This is a genomic window from Pseudonocardia sp. DR1-2, from assembly GCF_023717215.1.
GTDB lineage: Bacteria > Actinomycetota > Actinomycetes > Mycobacteriales > Pseudonocardiaceae > Pseudonocardia > Pseudonocardia alni.
The window spans coordinates 259,342-275,086 of the sequence record NZ_JAMQOF010000008.1 but is presented as its reverse complement, the minus strand read 5'-3'; the positions used below and the strand labels follow the sequence as shown (position 1 = coordinate 275,086).

The 15,745-nt window shown below is 74.6% G+C and carries 14 protein-coding genes and 1 pseudogene; 6 read left to right on the top strand and 9 right to left on the bottom strand.

Going from position 1 to position 15,745, the window contains the following annotated elements; all coding sequences use genetic code 11:
* A pseudogene (locus tag ND486_RS23820) lies at positions 1-256 on the top strand (ABC transporter ATP-binding protein); the annotation flags it as partial.
* Between the two features lie 319 nt (positions 257-575).
* On the opposite strand, the gene ND486_RS23815 reads toward ND486_RS23820, so the two are convergent.
* From ND486_RS23815 to ND486_RS23805, 3 genes are read right to left on the bottom strand one after another with little or no spacing between them, the layout of a single operon-like run.
* Positions 576-1,340: an ABC transporter ATP-binding protein gene (locus tag ND486_RS23815; protein WP_251786679.1), complete on the bottom strand. Its 765-nt coding sequence runs from the start codon at positions 1,338-1,340 to the stop codon at positions 576-578.
* The gene (locus ND486_RS23810) at positions 1,337-2,467 is read right to left on the bottom strand and encodes an iron ABC transporter permease (protein ID WP_251786678.1); all 1,131 of its coding nucleotides are present in this window, start codon (positions 2,465-2,467) and stop codon (positions 1,337-1,339) included. Before ND486_RS23810 ends, ND486_RS23815 begins: the two co-directional genes overlap by 4 nt.
* On the bottom strand, positions 2,464-3,444 hold the full coding sequence (locus ND486_RS23805) for an ABC transporter substrate-binding protein (RefSeq protein ID WP_251786677.1): 981 nt from the start codon (positions 3,442-3,444) through the stop codon (positions 2,464-2,466). The genes ND486_RS23810 and ND486_RS23805 overlap by 4 nt, the downstream gene beginning before the upstream one ends.
* 45 nt (positions 3,445-3,489) lie before the next feature.
* Between ND486_RS23805 and ND486_RS23800 the strand changes: the two genes are divergently transcribed.
* The gene (locus ND486_RS23800; protein ID WP_251786676.1) at positions 3,490-4,389 is read left to right on the top strand and encodes an LLM class flavin-dependent oxidoreductase; all 900 of its coding nucleotides are present in this window, start codon (positions 3,490-3,492) and stop codon (positions 4,387-4,389) included.
* On the opposite strand, the gene ND486_RS23795 is transcribed toward ND486_RS23800, so the two are convergent.
* Positions 4,365-5,792: a short-chain fatty acyl-CoA regulator family protein gene (locus ND486_RS23795; RefSeq protein WP_224401749.1), complete on the bottom strand. Its 1,428-nt coding sequence runs from the start codon at positions 5,790-5,792 to the stop codon at positions 4,365-4,367. The two genes, ND486_RS23800 and ND486_RS23795, sit on opposite strands and share 25 nt — an antisense overlap.
* Positions 5,793-6,002: 210 nt before the next feature.
* On the opposite strand from ND486_RS23795, the gene aceA reads away from it, so the two are divergent.
* From aceA to ND486_RS23780, 3 genes are read left to right on the top strand one after another with little or no spacing between them, the layout of a single operon-like run.
* Entirely contained in the window at positions 6,003-7,307 is a 1,305-nt protein-coding gene (gene aceA / locus ND486_RS23790; protein WP_251786675.1) for an isocitrate lyase, read from the top strand.
* 12 nt (positions 7,308-7,319) lie between these two features.
* A complete protein-coding gene (locus ND486_RS23785) occupies positions 7,320-8,144 on the top strand; it encodes an isocitrate lyase/phosphoenolpyruvate mutase family protein (RefSeq protein WP_251786674.1) in 825 nt (274 codons plus the stop codon).
* Positions 8,141-9,274: a bifunctional 2-methylcitrate synthase/citrate synthase gene (locus ND486_RS23780; RefSeq protein WP_251786673.1), complete on the top strand. Its 1,134-nt coding sequence runs from the start codon at positions 8,141-8,143 to the stop codon at positions 9,272-9,274. Before ND486_RS23785 ends, ND486_RS23780 begins: the two co-directional genes overlap by 4 nt.
* A 178-nt stretch (positions 9,275-9,452) precedes the next feature.
* Here ND486_RS23780 and eutC read toward each other — a convergent pair whose 3' ends face one another.
* From eutC to ND486_RS23755, 5 genes are all read right to left on the bottom strand, one after another.
* On the bottom strand, positions 9,453-10,190 hold the full coding sequence (gene eutC / locus ND486_RS23775; protein WP_251786672.1) for an ethanolamine ammonia-lyase subunit EutC: 738 nt from the start codon (positions 10,188-10,190) through the stop codon (positions 9,453-9,455).
* Entirely contained in the window at positions 10,187-11,563 is a 1,377-nt protein-coding gene (locus ND486_RS23770) for an ethanolamine ammonia-lyase subunit EutB (RefSeq protein WP_251786671.1), read from the bottom strand. Before ND486_RS23770 ends, eutC begins: the two co-directional genes overlap by 4 nt.
* A complete protein-coding gene (eat, locus tag ND486_RS23765) occupies positions 11,560-12,954 on the bottom strand; it encodes an ethanolamine permease (protein ID WP_251786670.1) in 1,395 nt (464 codons plus the stop codon). The genes ND486_RS23770 and eat overlap by 4 nt, the downstream gene beginning before the upstream one ends.
* 175 nt (positions 12,955-13,129) lie before the next feature.
* Complete coding sequence (locus tag ND486_RS23760) at positions 13,130-13,336, bottom strand: hypothetical protein (protein WP_251786669.1); 207 nt, start codon at positions 13,334-13,336, stop codon at positions 13,130-13,132.
* A gap of 142 nt (positions 13,337-13,478) precedes the next feature.
* Positions 13,479-14,042: a TetR/AcrR family transcriptional regulator gene (locus ND486_RS23755; RefSeq protein WP_251786668.1), complete on the bottom strand. Its 564-nt coding sequence runs from the start codon at positions 14,040-14,042 to the stop codon at positions 13,479-13,481.
* Between the two features lie 78 nt (positions 14,043-14,120).
* On the opposite strand from ND486_RS23755, the gene ND486_RS23750 reads away from it, so the two are divergent.
* A complete protein-coding gene (locus ND486_RS23750; protein WP_251786667.1) occupies positions 14,121-15,701 on the top strand; it encodes an MFS transporter in 1,581 nt (526 codons plus the stop codon).
* Positions 15,702-15,745 lie beyond the last annotated feature (44 nt).

Here is a 15,745-nt window from a genome sequence, read left to right as displayed (position 1 = left end):
CCCGCCGATGAAGCCGCAGCTCGTGGCCTCGACCGGGATGCCGGACCGGCAGGCGGTGCACCGTCGTCGGGAGCGGGTCCAGGCGATGCTGCACGAGCTGCCGTCCTCGGCGCAGGAGGCGATCCGGGAGCAGTACGCCGACGCCGACACGGCGTCCACCGGCCCGTCGCGGGACGGGACGACCCGGCAGGAGGTGCGGACGGGAGCGGGCGGCGACGACTGGCCCACCGACGTCCAGCCGCGGGTCAGCGGCTGACCCGCGTCCGCACGGCCACCGGCCCCGCCGCCGGGGACGCCGACGACCTGGTCGCGGTGCGCGACGGGCCGGGTCGTCGCGCACGGGCGCTCTACGCCGAGCGGGCAGCCCCGCGTCGTCAGCCGACGTAGTTCGCGACCGTCCGCCGCAGGACGTCGGCGTGGCCGTAGATGTCCTGCGGGGATCCGATGGGCAGCCGCGTCTCGTGCCTGTTCACCGCACGTGGTGACCTCGACGCCGTCGGACCTCTACAGCGCCGTCGTCGCCTGGGTCCCCGCACCCCGGACGGCCCGTCGATCACGGGCGGTCCGGGGTGTCCTCAGGGGGAGAGCACGACCAGCGGGCAGTCCGCCGACGGATGGTCCAGCACCGTCGCGGTGACGCCGTACACCGCGGAGATCCGCTCGGGTGTCAGCACCTCGGCGGGGGATCCCGTCGCCACGGCCCGGCCGCCGTCGAGCAGGCACAGCCGGTCGCAGTAGCGCGCGGCCAGGTTCAGGTCGTGCAGCGCCACCAGGGTGGGCAGGCCCAGGTCGCGGACGAGCTCCAGCAGCGCCAGCTGGTGGCGGACGTCGAGGTGGTTGGTCGGTTCGTCCATGACCAGCAGCGCGGGCCGTCCGACCAGCGCCCGCGCGACCAGGGCGCGTTGGCGCTCGCCTCCGGAGAGGGTGGCGAACCGGCGCCCGCCCAGGGTGGTGAGGTCGAGCAGCTCCAGGGCGGAGCCGACCAGGGCGTGGTCGACGGGGTCGTCGGCGGCCAGCGGCCGCTTGTGCGGCGAGCGCCCCATCGCGACGACCTCGCGCACGGTGAGCGGGACGTCCGACGGCATGTCCTGCAGGACCACCCCGACCCGCTGCGCAACCCACCGGGCCGGGCGGCTCCGGACGTCGGAGCCGTCGACCAGCACCGAGCCGGACGCCGGGACCCCGACCCGGTAGACGGTGCGCAGCAGCGAGGACTTGCCGCTGCCGTTCGGGCCGAGCAGCCCGACGACCTCACCTGCCCCGACCGACAGCGAGACCCCGTCGACGAGGGTCGCCCGCCCGGCGACGACGTGCACGTCGCGGATCTCCAGCGGGGTCATCGGGCGTCCTGCCTGCGGCCGTCGCGGCGCAGCAGCCACACGAAGAACGGCCCGCCGACCAGGGCGGTCACGATGCCGACCGGCAGCTCCTCGGGGATGACCACGGTCCGGGCGACGAGGTCGGCGAGCACGGTGAACAGCGCGCCGACCAGCACCGCGACCGGCAGGCCCCGCCGGTGCCCGGAACCGACCAGGAACCGCACCACGTGCGGCAGCATGAGGCCCACGAACCCGATCACCCCGCTGACCGCGACGGTCACCCCCACCAGGACCGCGACGACGACGAACATCGCCTGCCGGAACCGGTGCACGTCGAGCCCCAGTGCACCGGCGCTCTCGTCGCCGGCCAGCAGCAGGTCCAGGTCGCGGGAGCGGGAGACCAGCACCGTCACCCCGGCGGCGAGCACGGCGGCCGGGACGACCAGCACGTCCCAGCGGGCGGCGCCGAACCCGCCGAGAGTCCAGAACAGGACCTGGGACGCCAGCGTCGGGCTCGGCGCGGTGAGCACCAGCAGGCTGGTCAGTGCGGACAGCACCGACCCGACCGCGACCCCGCCGAGGATCAGCCGCAGCACGGTGATCCGCCCGGCCGAGCGGGCGACCGCCAGCACGACGGCGAGCGTGAGCAGCGCTCCGGCGAAGGCAGCCACGTTGAGGGTGAGCGCCCCCGCACCGAGCAGTCCGAACCGCATGACGACGACGGCGCCGGTCGCCGCGCCCGACGACACCCCGATCACGCCCGGACCGGCCAGCGGGTTGCGGACCACGGCCTGCAGCACCATCCCGGCCACGGTCAGCGCCGCGCCGACCAGCCCGGCGAGCAGCACCCGGGGCAGCCGGGTGTCGGCGATGATCAGGTCTTCGGCCCGGGACCAGTCCGGGTCGGACACCAAGGCGGTGCCACCGAGCCGGTGGGCCAGGATCCGCCAGGTCTGCGACCACGGCACCGACACCGATCCCGTCGTCAGGGCCAGGCCTGCGGCGAGGACCAGCAGCACGCCGAGGACGGCCACCGCCGCCGTCGTCGACACACGGCCGTGCCCGGCGGTGCCGCGCGGTGTGGGCCCGGCCGCGGGGAGCGGACCGTCCGGGCGCAGCGCCGCGACGAGCTGCTCCCGCCGGGTCACCGGAACCGGTCGGGGTGCAGCTCGCGGGCCAGCCGCTCGACGGCGTCGACCGACCGCGGGCCGGGCTGGGCCTCCGACAGCGGGACGGTGGGGAAGGGGCGCGTCAGCGCGGGCAGTCCGGCGATCGCGGGGGTCGCCCGCAGCGTGGCGATCTTCGACTCGACGCTCGGGTCCAGGTAGTCGTAGATCAGGACGACGTCGGGGGCGCGCCGCGCGACCTGCTCCCACGACACCTCGCCCCAGCGTTGGTCGAGGTCGGCGAACACGTTGCGGCCGCCCGCGCGCTCGATCATGTCGGTGAGCAGGGCCCGCCCGCCCGCGGTGCGCGGGGCGTCGGTGCCGCTGTTGTAGACGAACACGTCGACCGGCTCGACCGTCCCCAGCCGCTCGGCGACGGCGTCGAGCCGCGTGCGCAGGGCGTCGACGCTGCGTCCGGCCCGCTCCGGCACCCCGAAGATCGCCCCGATGCGGGTCATCTCCCCGAACAGGTCCTCGAACCCGGAGCGCCCCTCGCGGCAGGACTCGGGGTTCAGGTGCGTGTCGATCCCCAGCTCCGCGAGCCGGGCGCGGGTGTGTCCGTTCGACTCGGAGAAGCCGTCCGGGTAGCCGGAGTAGACGAAGTCGGGCTCGGCCGCGAGCAGCTGCTCCAGCGACGGCTGACCCGGCGCGAGCACCGGGACGGAGGCGTACGCCTGCGCGTAGCGCTCGCCGATCGGCCGGTTCTTCAGGTACGCGGTGCCGACCATCGACCGCTCCACGCCCAGCTCGAGCAGCAGCTCGGTGGCGTTCGAGGTCAGGGTGACCGCGCGGGTGGGCGGCGCCTGGTAGGTCGTGGTGACGCCGCAGTTGTCGTCGACGACGGGGAACCCGGCGGCCGGGGAGCCCGCGGTGCGGGCGTCGGTGACCGCGGCACCGCAGCCGGTCAGCAGGAGGGCGGTGAGCGCGGCGATCGCGGCGCGGAGGCGGGGTCGGGACACCGGACCAATGTATGAAAACCTGCTCAGATGTCCATAGTGTCTGGTGTGAGATGGGGTGTGCTCACCCACGGCGCGGGTCCCCGCGACGCCGCGTCCGAGCTGGACGACACCGTCCGGCTCGCGGTGCTCGCCGAGGAGCTCGGGTTCTCCTCGTTCTGGGTCGCCCAGCACCACCTCGGCGCCCAGCAGGGCCACGTGTCCTCGCCGCTGGTCGTCCTCGCCGCGGTCGCGGCCCGTACCGCGCGCATCCGGCTGGGCACGGCCGTCGTCGTCGCGCCGCTGGAGCACCCGCTGCGGCTCGCCGAGGACGCGGCCACGGTGGACGTGCTCAGCGGTGGCCGGCTGGAGCTCGGGCTGGGTGCCGGGTCGGACCCGGGGGTGTCGGAGGCCTTCGGGGCCGACCCGGTGCAGCGGTACGCCCGGCTCGACGAGGCCGTCGACGCGCTGACCGGTGCCGTCACGCCGGCGGCCCCGGGGCTGCGGGACCGGGTGTGGCTGGCGACGTCGTCCGCGGGCGGGGTCGACACGGCGGTCCGGCACGGCCTGGGGCTGCTGTCCGGTCGCCGTTCCGGGCCCGCGGGCCCCGACGACCACCGCTCGGCCCGGCTGCTCGGGCGGTTCCGCGCGGCCGGGGGAGCCCGGGTGGGGCTGTCGCGGCCGGTGCTGCCCGGCGCGTCCCGTGCGGCCGTCCACGCCCTGCTCGCCCCGCACGTCGCCCGGCGCGGGCACGACCCGTCGGCCTGGTTCGCCGCCGGGAACGTCCACGCCGGGACCGGCCCCGAGGTCCTCGCCGCGCTCGCCGCCGACCCGTGCCTGCCCCACGCCACCGAGCTGCTCTGCCACGTCCAGCCCGCCCGGCTGACTCTCGACGAGCTACGCCCCGTCCTGCGGGGGCTGGCGGCGGTGGCGGCCCGGGCCGCTCAGCCGCCGGCCGACACCGGATAGGGCACGAAGGTGCTGCGGTCCTCCAGGATCTGGGTCGCGTGGTCGAGGCGCGGGAAGGCCCGCTGCGGGCAGCGGGTCCGGCTGCAGACCCGGCACCCCGCGCCGATCGGGGTGGCCGCCGCGGGGTTGTCGAGGTCGAGCCCGTCGGAGTAGACGAGCCGGTGGGCATGGCGCAGCTCGCAGCCCAGCGCGATCGCGAACGTCTTGCCCGGCCGCCCCCAGCGGCGCTGCGAGCCGGTGACGGTGCGCGCGACCCAGAGGTAGCGGGCGTCGTCGGGCATGGCCGCGACCTGCACGTCGATCTCGCCGGGGGAGGCGAAGGCGCGGTAGACGTTCCACAGCGGACACGTCCCGCCGCCGCGGGAGAAGTGGAAGCCGGTCGCGGACTGGCGCTTGGACATGTTCCCCGCCCGGTCCACCCGCACGAACGAGAACGGGACCCCGGGCTCCGACGGTCGCTGCAGCGTCGACAGCCGGTGCGCGATCGTCTCGAAGCCCTGTCCGAAGTGGTCGGACAGGCGCTCGATGTCGTAGCGGAAGGTCTCCGCCGTCGTGCGGAACTCGCCGTAGGGCAGGGTCAGGGCGGCGGCGAAGTACCGGGCCAGGCCGATCCGGGTCAGTGTGTGGGTGTCGGCGTCGACGGGCTCCTGCGCGGCGAGGGCCTCGATCGTGTCGTCGTGCTCCAGCAGGGCGAGCTGGGTCGCCATCCGGAACGCCTGCTGTCCGGCGCGCAGCGTGGGCGAGAGCCGCAGCACCCGGTCGACGGGGTCGTAGCGGTGCAGTTCGCCGGCGCCGCCGCGGTCGTCCTCCAGGCCGGCGATGCCGACGCCGTGCACGCTGCGCAGCCGCTCCGCCAGCGCGCGCCGCACCTCGCCGCGCCGGACCCCGATCCCGGTGGCCAGGGACTCGGCGGCGTCGTCGAGCTCGGCGACGTGGTTGCGGCGCCGGTAGAAGTAGTCGCGCACCTGCTCGTGCGGGGACGCCGACCGGACCCGGTCGCTGCCGTCGCGCGGGCCGTCGGCCGCCGCGGCCAGATGCTCGTCGGCGCGCCGCCAGCGCCGGTAGAGCTCCAGCACCGCGTCGGCGGCCGAGGGCAGCTCCGCGGCCAGCCGTTCGATCTGGCCCACCGGGACCGACCCGGCGGCCGAGGTGGTCTCGGCGAACACCTCGTGCAGCTCGGCGACGAGACGCTCGGGCCGCCGGGCCGCGAAGAACGCCGCGTCGACGCCGAACACCTCGGTGATCCGTAGCAGGACCGGCACCGTCAGCGGGCGCGAGCCGTGCTCGATCTGGTTGAGGTAGCTGGGCGAGATCTCCAGGGTGCGGGCCAGCTGGGCCTGGCTCATGGAACGGGTCTCGCGCAGCGCGCGCAGCCGGGTCCCCGGGATGCCTGACGTCGCCATGTCGCGGACTGTAGCCGAGCACACCCTTCGCAACCTTCGCAGAATCCGGCCGGAAGATGCGCAGGAGTTGGCAGCTCGCCACCGTCGCCGGACCCCGGTTCCGGCTCCGATGCTGGTCGCACCCCGTTCGGGAGATCGCCACACCCTCCGGTCACCACCGGCGGGGCCGTGAGCGCGGACACGGACGAGACCTTCGCAGAGGAGCACGACATGACCGGGACCCATCGCCAGGAGCGGATCGACGAGCTGGAGCGGCAGTGGGCGCAGGACCCGCGCTGGGCCGGGACCACCCGCGGGCACACCGCACAGGACGTGGTGGCGCTGGCCGGCAGCGTCCGTGAGGAGCACACCCTGGCCCGTCTGGGCTCCGAGCGGCTGTGGCGGCTGCTGCACGAGCGCGACTACGTGCACGCACTCGGCGCGCTGACCGGCAACCAGGCGGTGCAGAGCGTGCGCGCCGGGCTGGAGGCGATCTACCTGTCCGGCTGGCAGGTGGCCGCCGACGCCAACCTGGCCGGGCAGACCTACCCCGACCAGAGCCTCTACCCGGCGAACTCGGTGCCGTCGGTGGTGCGCCGGATCAACAACGCACTGCTGCGGGCCGACCAGATCAGCACCCTGGAGGGCCGTGCGGCCGCCGACGGCGGGGACGACCCGCACTGGCTGGTGCCGATCGTCGCCGACGCCGAGGCGGGCTTCGGCGGTCCGCTCAACGCCTTCGAGCTGATGCGGGCCATGATCGCCGCCGGGGCGGCGGGCGTGCACTGGGAGGACCAGCTCGCGTCGGAGAAGAAGTGCGGGCACCTGGGCGGGAAGGTGCTGGTCCCGACCTCGCAGCACGTCCGCACGCTGAACGCGGCGCGGCTCGCGGCCGACATCGCCGACGTGCCGTCGGTGCTCGTCGCCCGGACCGACGCCCAGGCCGCCAACCTGATCACCTCCGACGTCGACGAGCGGGACCGGCCCTACCTCACCGGCGAGCGCACCGCGGAGGGCTTCCACCGGGTCACCGGCGGTATCGAGCCCTGCATCACCCGCGGTCTGGCCTACGCGCCGTACTCCGACCTGCTGTGGATGGAGACCTCGGTGCCGGACCTGGAGCTGGCGCGCAAGTACGCCGAGGCGATCAAGGGCGAGTTCCCGGACCAGCTGCTCGCCTACAACTGCTCGCCGTCGTTCAACTGGCGCAAGCACCTCGACGACGACACGATCGCCCGCTTCCAGCGTGAGCTGGGCGCGATGGGCTACGCGTTCCAGTTCATCACCCTCGCCGGTTTCCACGCGCTCAACCACTCGATGTTCGACCTGGCCAAGGGCTACGCCGCGAACGGCATGACCTCCTACGTGGCGCTGCAGGAGCGCGAGTTCGCCGCCGAGGCCGACGGCTACACCGCGATCAAGCACCAGCGCGAGGTCGGCACCGGCTGGTTCGACGCGGTCTCCACCGCGGTCAACCCGGAGTCGTCGACGACGGCGCTGGCCGGGTCCACCGAGTCCGAGCAGTTCCACGGCTGAACGGGTGCGCTGATGCTGCAGACCGACGTCCCCCCGGTCCGCAGGCGGACCGGGCTGCGCGCGGCACTCGGCCGTGCCCGGCCGGGGGCGCGACCGCTGCGCTTCCAGACCGTCACCACCACCGCGGCCGCCCGCCAGGTCGCCGCACTCGGCCTCGACGGCGTCCACGTGACGGCGGCGACCGCGGGCGTGGAGGAGCCGGTCGCACTGACCGCGCGGATCGTGCGGGCCACCCCACTGCCGGTCCTCGTGGACCTGGGCGGTGCCGGCGACGCCGACGACGTCGCCCGGTTCGAGGCCGCCGGTGCGTCCGGTGTGCACCTCGACGACACCGATCCCACCGACCACGCGGCCGACGACGTCGCGGCCCGGGTCCGCGCCGCCGTGCGGGCCCGCCGCGACCCGGACCTCCTGATCGGGGTCCGTACCACCGCCGGCGCCGCCGGCGGCCTGATCGAGACCATCGACCGTGCCCGCGCCTGTGTCGGCGCCGGCGCGGACGTGATCGTCGTCGAGGCGCCCGTGTCGCGGACCGCGTACACGGTCCTGCGCGGGGCCCTCGCCGTCCCGCTGCTCGTGACCGCGACCACGGTCACCGGCGGCGACCCGACCCCCGTCCTGCTGCCCACCGTCACGCAGCTCGCCGCTCTCGGCATGGACGTCGTGATCCACCCCGTCACCGGCCCGCGGGCCCCGGCCGCCACCGACCGTGGCCGCCGGGACCCGCGCGGCGCAGGAACACCACGAGGTCCCGCCGGCGCGCTCCCGCCCGGAGCCCACGGCGGCGACCGCACCCGGGACCGCGCCGCGGCTCCCGCCGGAGGAGGACACCGATGACCGAGAACCCGAGGGACACCCACGTCCGGCGCGGCCTGGTGGGGGTCGTCGCCGACACGACGTCGATCTCCGACGTCGACCCCTGCCGCAACGTGCTGCTCTACCGCGGCTACCCGGCGCCCGGGCTGACCGAGCGCCACACGTTCCTCGACGTGGCGCACCTGCTGTGGACCGGCGAACTGCCGGACGCGGCCGAGCTCGCCGTACTGGAGCGTCGCGAACGGTCGCTGCGGTCGCTGGATCCCGCGTGCGAGGCGATGCTGCTGTCGCTGCCGACCGACTGCCACCCGATGGACGTGCTGCGCACCGCCGTGAGCCTGATCGGCGCCGCCGACCCCGCGACGGCGGACCGTTCCACCGACGCGAGTGCGGACAAGGCCGTGGAGCTGCTCGCGGTGCTGCCGACGGTCGTCGCGCTGGACCAGCGGCGTCGCCGCGGCTTGGACCCCATCCCACCGGACCCCGGCCTCGGCCATGCCGAGAACGTGTTCCACATGACCTTCGGGGAGGTCCCCGAACCGGAGGTCGTGCGGGCGTTCGAGATCGCCATGATCCTCTACGCCGACCACGGTTTCAGTGCCTCCACCTTCGCCGCCCGGACCGTCACCTCCACCCGGTCGGACCTCTACAGCGCGGTCGTCGCCGCGCTCGGCGCGCTCAAGGGCGAGCTGCACGGCGGGGCGAACGAGGCGGTGATGACCCAGTTCGCCGAGATCGGCGACCCCGACCACGTCGACGACTGGCTGGCCGCCCGGCTCGAGGCCGGCGAGCGGGTGATGGGCTTCGGCCACCGGGTCTACAAGCGCGGTGACTCGCGGGTGCCCGCACTGCACACGCAGATGCGACGGGTCGCGGAGCTGCGCGGCGGCCGGGACCTGATGGCGCACTACGAGGTCCTCGCCGGCGCGATGCTCCGGGAGAAGGGGCTGCGCCCCAACCTCGACTACGCCGCGGGTCCGCTGTTCCACCTCATGGGGTTCGACACCCCGCTGTTCACCGCCCTGTTCGCGATGTCGCGGATCAGCGGCTGGACCGCGCACGTGATCGAACAGGCCGCCCACGACGTCCTGATCCGCCCTGTCGCGCACTACGACGGAAAGGCGCGCAGGGAGGTGAGTGGCATTCGGTGACCTCCCACCAGCCCGGCGAACCGGGACCTCACCGGCGGGTTCGCCGCCCAGCTCGTGGTCGAGGACCTGCGGCTCGTCGACGCCGCTGCCGGTGAGGCCGGCGTCGGCACCGCGGTCGGCAGGCGCGCGACCGGGCGGAGGGGATGGGCGGCGTTCCTGGAGAAGCGGCCCGCGCTGTTCAGCCGTCCGGAGCACCCGGGGGCAGCGCCGGATCGGCCTTGAGCGCGACCCCGGACAGCTTGAGCCGCCGCGCCTCGCTCATCAGCAGGGCGAGCGTGGTCGCGGCCGCGGCGTAGCCGGTGCCGTGCGGCGGGCGGACGTTGGAGATGCAGTTGCGCTCGGAGTCGCGGCGGCCCCGGTGGGCGTCGTAGGTGAAGTACAACCCGAGCGAGTCGACCGAGCTCATCCCCGGCCGCTCCCCGACGAGCACGACGACGTGCCGCGCCCCCACCGCGGTCGCGATCTCGTCGCCGAGCGCGACCCGGGCCTGGGTGGCGACGACGACCGGCGCCACCCGCCACCCGTCGAGCCGGTCGAGGATCTCGGCGAGCATCCCCGGGGCGTGCTCGGCGACCGCGCGGGGCGAGAGCCCGTCGGCGACGACGAGCACCACGTCGTGCTCCCCGCGCGGCAGGTCGGTGTCGTCGGCGAGGCGGCGGCCCAGGTCGGGCCGGGTCAGGTACTCGGTGCGGTCGGCCGGGGCCCCGGCGGCGCGCAGCGTGTCCACCCCGAGCGCGGCGATCCGGTCGGTGAGCGCGTCGACGTCGAGCGGGGTGTGCACGGCGTCGCGGGCCGCGGCGTGCGCGGCGCGCAGCTCCAGCAGCCGCGCGGTCGGCAGCGCGTCCCCGGCCCGCCCGAGTGCCACCCGCGCCCGGGTGGAGGCCCGCAGCAGCTCCAGCGGATCGGACCCGCTCACCGCACACCCGCCGTGAGCGCCCGGACCGCGGACGGCGCCAGCTCCTTGAGCCGTCCGTCCGGTGCCAGCATGTCCATGGTGGACAGCCACCCCTCGAACTCGGGGGCGGGTCGCAGGCCCAGCACCTGACGGGCGTAGAGCGCGTCGTGGAAGGACAGCGACTGGTAGTGGAGCATCACGTCGTCGCCGCCGGGCACGCAGATCACGAACGAGCAGCCGGCCGCGCCGAGCAGGGTGAGCAGGGCGTCGGTGTCGTCGGCGTCGGCCTCGGCGTGGTTGGTGTAGCAGACGTCGACGCCCATCGGGACCCCCAGCAGCTTCCCGCACACGTGGTCCTCCAGCCCGGCCCGGGTGATCTGCTTGCCGTCGTAGAGGTACTCCGGCCCGATGAACCCGACGACGGTGTTGACCAGAAGCGGGTCGAACGCCCGGCACACGGCGTAGGCGCGGGCTTCGAGGGTCTGCTGGTCGACGCCGTGGTGGGCGTCGGCGGACAGCGCGGAGCCCTGCCCGGTCTCGAAGTACATGCAGTTCGTGCCGACGGTGCCCCGGCCCAGTGACAGCGCCGCGTCGTGCGCCTCGCGCAGCATCGCCAGGGTCACCCCGAACCCGGTGTTCGCCGCCTCGGTGCCGGCGACGGACTGGAACACCAGGTCCACGGGGGCGCCGCGCTCCATGATCTCGATGGAGGTCGTGACGTGGGCGAGTACGCAGGACTGGGTGGGGATGTCGTAGCGGGTGCGGACCTCGTCGATCAGGTGCAGCAGGTCGGTGGTGCGCTGCGGTGAGTCGGTCGCCGGGTTGATGCCGATGACGGCGTCGCCGCAGCCGAGCAGCAGCCCGTCGACGATGGACGCGGTCACCCCGGCCGGGTCGTCGGTGGGGTGGTTGGGCTGCAGCCGGGTGGCCATCGTGCCGGGCAGCCCGACCGTCGAGCGGAACGCGGTGACGACCGGGGTGCGTCGCGCGACGGCGATGAGGTCCTGCAGCCGCATCAGCTTGGCCGTCGCCGCGACCATCTCCGGGGTCAGGCCGGGCGCGAGCGCGGTGGTGTCGGTGGTCGGGTCGAGCAGGTGCTCGCGGAACCCGCCGACGGTCATCGACGCGACCGGGGCGAATGCCGCGCGGTCGTGCGAGTCGACGATCAACCGGGTCACCTCGTCGTCCTCGTAGGGGACGACCTGCTCGGTCAGGAACGTCGCGAGCGGCAGGTCGGCGAGCACCGTCTGGGCGGCCACGCGCTCGGACTCCGAGCGGGCGGCGACACCGGCCAGCACGTCCCCGGAGCGTTCCGGGGTGGCCGCGGCCAGCAGCGCCCGCAGGTCCGCGAACTCGTGGGTGTGCCCCCCGACGGAGGCCCTGCGGATCGTCACGTGAGCTCGGCCTCCGCCTGTGCCAGCGCTGCGAACTCCTCGTCGGGGGCCGCGGCGACCAGGTGGTGTCGGGAGTAGAGCGCGAAGTAGAGCATGAACAGGGCGAAGGCGCCGAGGGTCGCGCCCGCCGCGACCGGGTCGACGAGGAACGTCGCGATGACGGCGAGCACGGCGACGACCAGCGCGAACCCGGTCGTGACGACGCCGCCGGGGGTCCGGTAGGGCCGCGGCATCTCCGGCGCGGTCCGGCGCAGCACGATGTGGCTGACCATCATGAGCACGTAGGACAGGGCCGCGCCGAACACCGCCATGTTGAGCAGCACCGCGCCCTGCCCGGTGAGCGAGAGCAGGAAGCCGATCGCGCCGGGGACGATCAGGGCGAGGGTGGGGGCCTTGCGGCCGTTGGTCACCGACAGCACCCGCGGCAGGTACCCGGCGCGCGACAGGGCGAAGGTCTGGCGGGAGTAGGCGTAGATGATCGAGAAGAAGCTCGCGACGAGCCCGGCCAGTCCGACGTAGTTGACGACGACCCCGGCGGTCGACCCGCCGAGCGCCTCGACGAGCGGGTTGCCCGACTCCGACAGCGCCTGTGCGCCGAGCGCGCCGGTCGCGAGCACCAGCACCAGCGCCCCGGTGACGAGCAGGACCAGCATCGCGGCGACGATCCCGCGGGGCACGTTCCGCTCGGGGTCGCGTGCCTCCTCCGCGGCCAGCGGGACGCCCTCCAGCGCGAGGAAGAACCAGATCGCGAACGGCACCGCCGACCAGATCCCCAGGTAGCCGAAGGGCAGGAACGGTGACGCCCCGGCGGCCGCGGTCGGCGCGATGTCGACGAGGTTGGCGGTGTCGAACAGCGGCACCGCGGCGACGGCGAAGATCAGCAGCCCCAGCACGGCGATCGCGGTGATCACGAACATGACCTTGAGCGCCTCGCCGACGCCGGCGATGTGGATGCCGATGAACAGCAGGTAGGCGGCGAGGTAGACCCACCAGCCGTCGGTGATCCCGAACAGGCCGAGCGACTCGACGTAGGCGCCGATGAAGGTGGCGATCGCCGCGGGGGCGATGGCGTACTCGATGAGGATCGCGGTGCCGGTCGCGAAACCGCCCCACGGGCCCAGCGCGCGGCGGGCGAAGGTGTAGCCGCCGCCCGCGGCGGGCAGCGCCGAGGACAGCTCGGCCATGCCCAGCACCATCGCGAAGTACATGCCCGCGATGACGACACCGGCGATCAGCAGCCCGCCGAACCCGCCCTGGGCGAGACCGAAGTTCCAGCCGGAGTAGTCGCCGGAGATGACGTAGCTGACGCCGAGCCCGGCCAGCAGGACCCAGCCCGCCGCCCCGGTCCGCAGCCGGCGTCGCTCCAGGTAGTCCGATGGATCCTGGGCCATGTCGTCCTCCTGGGCGCGTCCGCACCGGCGGGGACCGCCGGGTGTGGGGACAAGCTAGGGAGTACGGGCCGGACCGGGGTAGGGCCGCGCGGGGTAACCGTGTGAAGAGTGTGTGTCCGCCGCGGGGTGCGGGGCGGGGCGGCGGTGACGCGCGCACCGCCCCGCACCGGGCTGCTCAGTCCGCGAGCTTGCTGATCGCCTGCGCCCAGAGGAAGAACTTGTTGGTGCCCAGGTCACGGACGGTCGTGATGTTGAACGCCTCCTTGAGGAGCTTCGCGTCGCCCTCGGAGACGCCCTGGAGCGCGTCCACGGGGGCGTCGGCCAGCTCGGCCACGCTCTTGTCCTCGTACGCCTTGTCGACCTTGCCGGCGATGTCGCCCACGGTGGTCCCTTCTCACTGCGGCCCCAACGGCCGCGTCGGACGGTTGACGGGACCCACCCTGGCAGCGATCGGTGCACGGTGGAACGATCGCCACCGGCGTCTCGGCGAACGGGTCGGGTGGCCCGACGAACGTGACGGCCGGTCAGCCGTCCAGCGCCGCGTCCACCATCCCGAGCAGGTCCGCCTCCAGCCGTGCCCGCGCCGGCGGGGCCAGGTCCGCCGCCCACAGCGGGCGGCCGCCGATCCCGTCGGCGGCGGCGAGGACCAGGGTGCGCGTCGCCTCCGGCACCCCGTCCGCGGCCAGCGCGGCCTGCCAGCGCTCGTCGTCGACCCGGGCCAGGTCGAGGACCTCCGGCACCGCCAGCAGCTGCGCGATCAGCGTGAACCGCTCCAGCGCCTCGCCCTCGTCGACCGGGGCCAGGCTCGCCCGCACGTAGGCGCGCACGAGCCGGCCCGGTGTCCCCTCGGGACGGTCGAGGTGGGCGTGGACGGCGTCGCGGAAGGTGTCGAGCTCCACCTGTGCCAGCGCGACGAGCAGCGCGGTCTTGCTGGGGAAGTGGTAGACGAGCCCGCCCTTGGAGACCCCCGCCTCGCGCGCGACGAGGTCGAGGGTCGCACCGACGCCGTCGCGGCGGATGGCGGAGCCCGCGGCGTCGAGCACCAGCCTGCGGGTGTCCTCGGGGGACCGTCCGGACGTGCGACCCATCGGTCCATCCTCCCGTCCCGGGTCGGCGAGGCGGACACCACGTCGAAACTTCACCGACCAGTCGGTACAGTTTCACGCATGTCCGACGTCGTCGCTCCCCGGGAGCTCGCGCCCCGCCGCCGCTGGGCGGCCCTCGCGGTGCTGTCGATCGCCGTCCTGGTCCTGGCGATCGACAACACCGTGCTCTACCTGGCGGTGCCCTCGCTGACCGCCGACCTGTCGCCGACGGCGAACGAGGTCCTCTGGATCGGCGACGTCTACTCCCTCGCCCTGGCCGGGCTGCTCGTCGTGATGGGCTCGCTGGCCGACCGCGTCGGGCGCAAGCGGCTGCTGCTCGTCGGCGCCGCGGCGTTCGGTGCGGCGTCGCTGTTCGCGGCGCTGTCCACCAGCCCCGCCATGCTGATCGCGGCCCGGCTGCTGCTCGGCGTCGCCGGGGCGACGCTGATGCCCTCGACGCTGTCGCTGATCCGCACCGTGTTCACCGACCCGGCCGAGCGGGCCCGGGCGATCGCGGCCTGGGCGGCCGCGGCGAGCGGCGGTGCCGCGGTCGGGCCGCTGGTCGGCGGCGCGCTGCTGGAGCACTTCTCCTGGGGATCGGTGTTCCTGATCAACGTGCCCATCATGGTCGTGCTGGTCGTGGCCGGTGCGTGGCTGCTGCCCGAGTCCCGCGACCCCGCGCCGGGCCCGTTCGACCTGGTCTCGGCGCTGCTGTCGATGGCCGCGATCGTGCCGGTGGTGTGGGCGGTCAAGCACACCGTCGCCGCCGGGGTCGGCGTCGCCGGGGTCGCCGCGCTCGCCGCCGGTGCCGGTGCCGGCGTGCTGTTCGTCCGCCGTCAGCGACGCCTGCCGGTCCCGCTGATCGACGTGTCGCTGTTCGCCCGCCCCGCGTTCGCCGGATCGGTGTTCGCCGGGTTCATGGCGGTGTTCGCCCTGATCGGGACGCTGTTCTTCTTCTCCCAGTACCTGCAGCTCGTGCGCGGGTTCTCGCCGCTGCAGGCCGGGCTCGGGGAGCTGCCGACCACGCTGTCGGCGATCGCCGTCGTCGCCGTCGTGGGGCGGTTCTCGCGCGCGCTGGGGCTCGGCCGGGCGATCGCGACCGCCCTCGCGCTGGTCACCGCCGGGCTGGTCGCCGTCGCAGTCACCGAGGGGTTCACCAGCTACCTGTGGCTGGCGCTGGCGCTGGTCCCGCTGGGGCTCGGCGTCGGCCTGACCCAGACGCTCACCACCGACGCGGTCGTGTCCTCGGTCCCGCCGCGCAAGGCGGGCGCGGCCTCGGCCATCTCCGAGACGGCCCTGGAACTGGGGGTCGCGATGGGTGTCGCCGTGCTCGGGTCGGTGGTCTCGCTGGTCTACCGCGGGCACCTCACGCTGCCCGACGGGCTGGACCCGGCGGCGCGGGCCGCGGTGACCGACTCGCTCGCCGCGGGCACGAACGCCCTCGACCCGGCCTCGCCGGTCCTCGACGGCGCCCGCGCGGCGTTCACCACGGCGATGCAGACGACCTCGCTGATCGCCGCGGCGGTCACCCTGGCCGCCGCGGTCGTCGCCTGGCGGACCATCCCGGCGACGGCCGTGGGCGGCACCGGCACCGGCGGCACCGGCACCGGCGGCACCGGCGCCGGCGCCGGGGAGCGCGCGGCCGCCGACCGGGCGCGGTGACGCGGGCCGCGCTCCACCCGGCCTCGGACGCGAGCGCGAGGGTC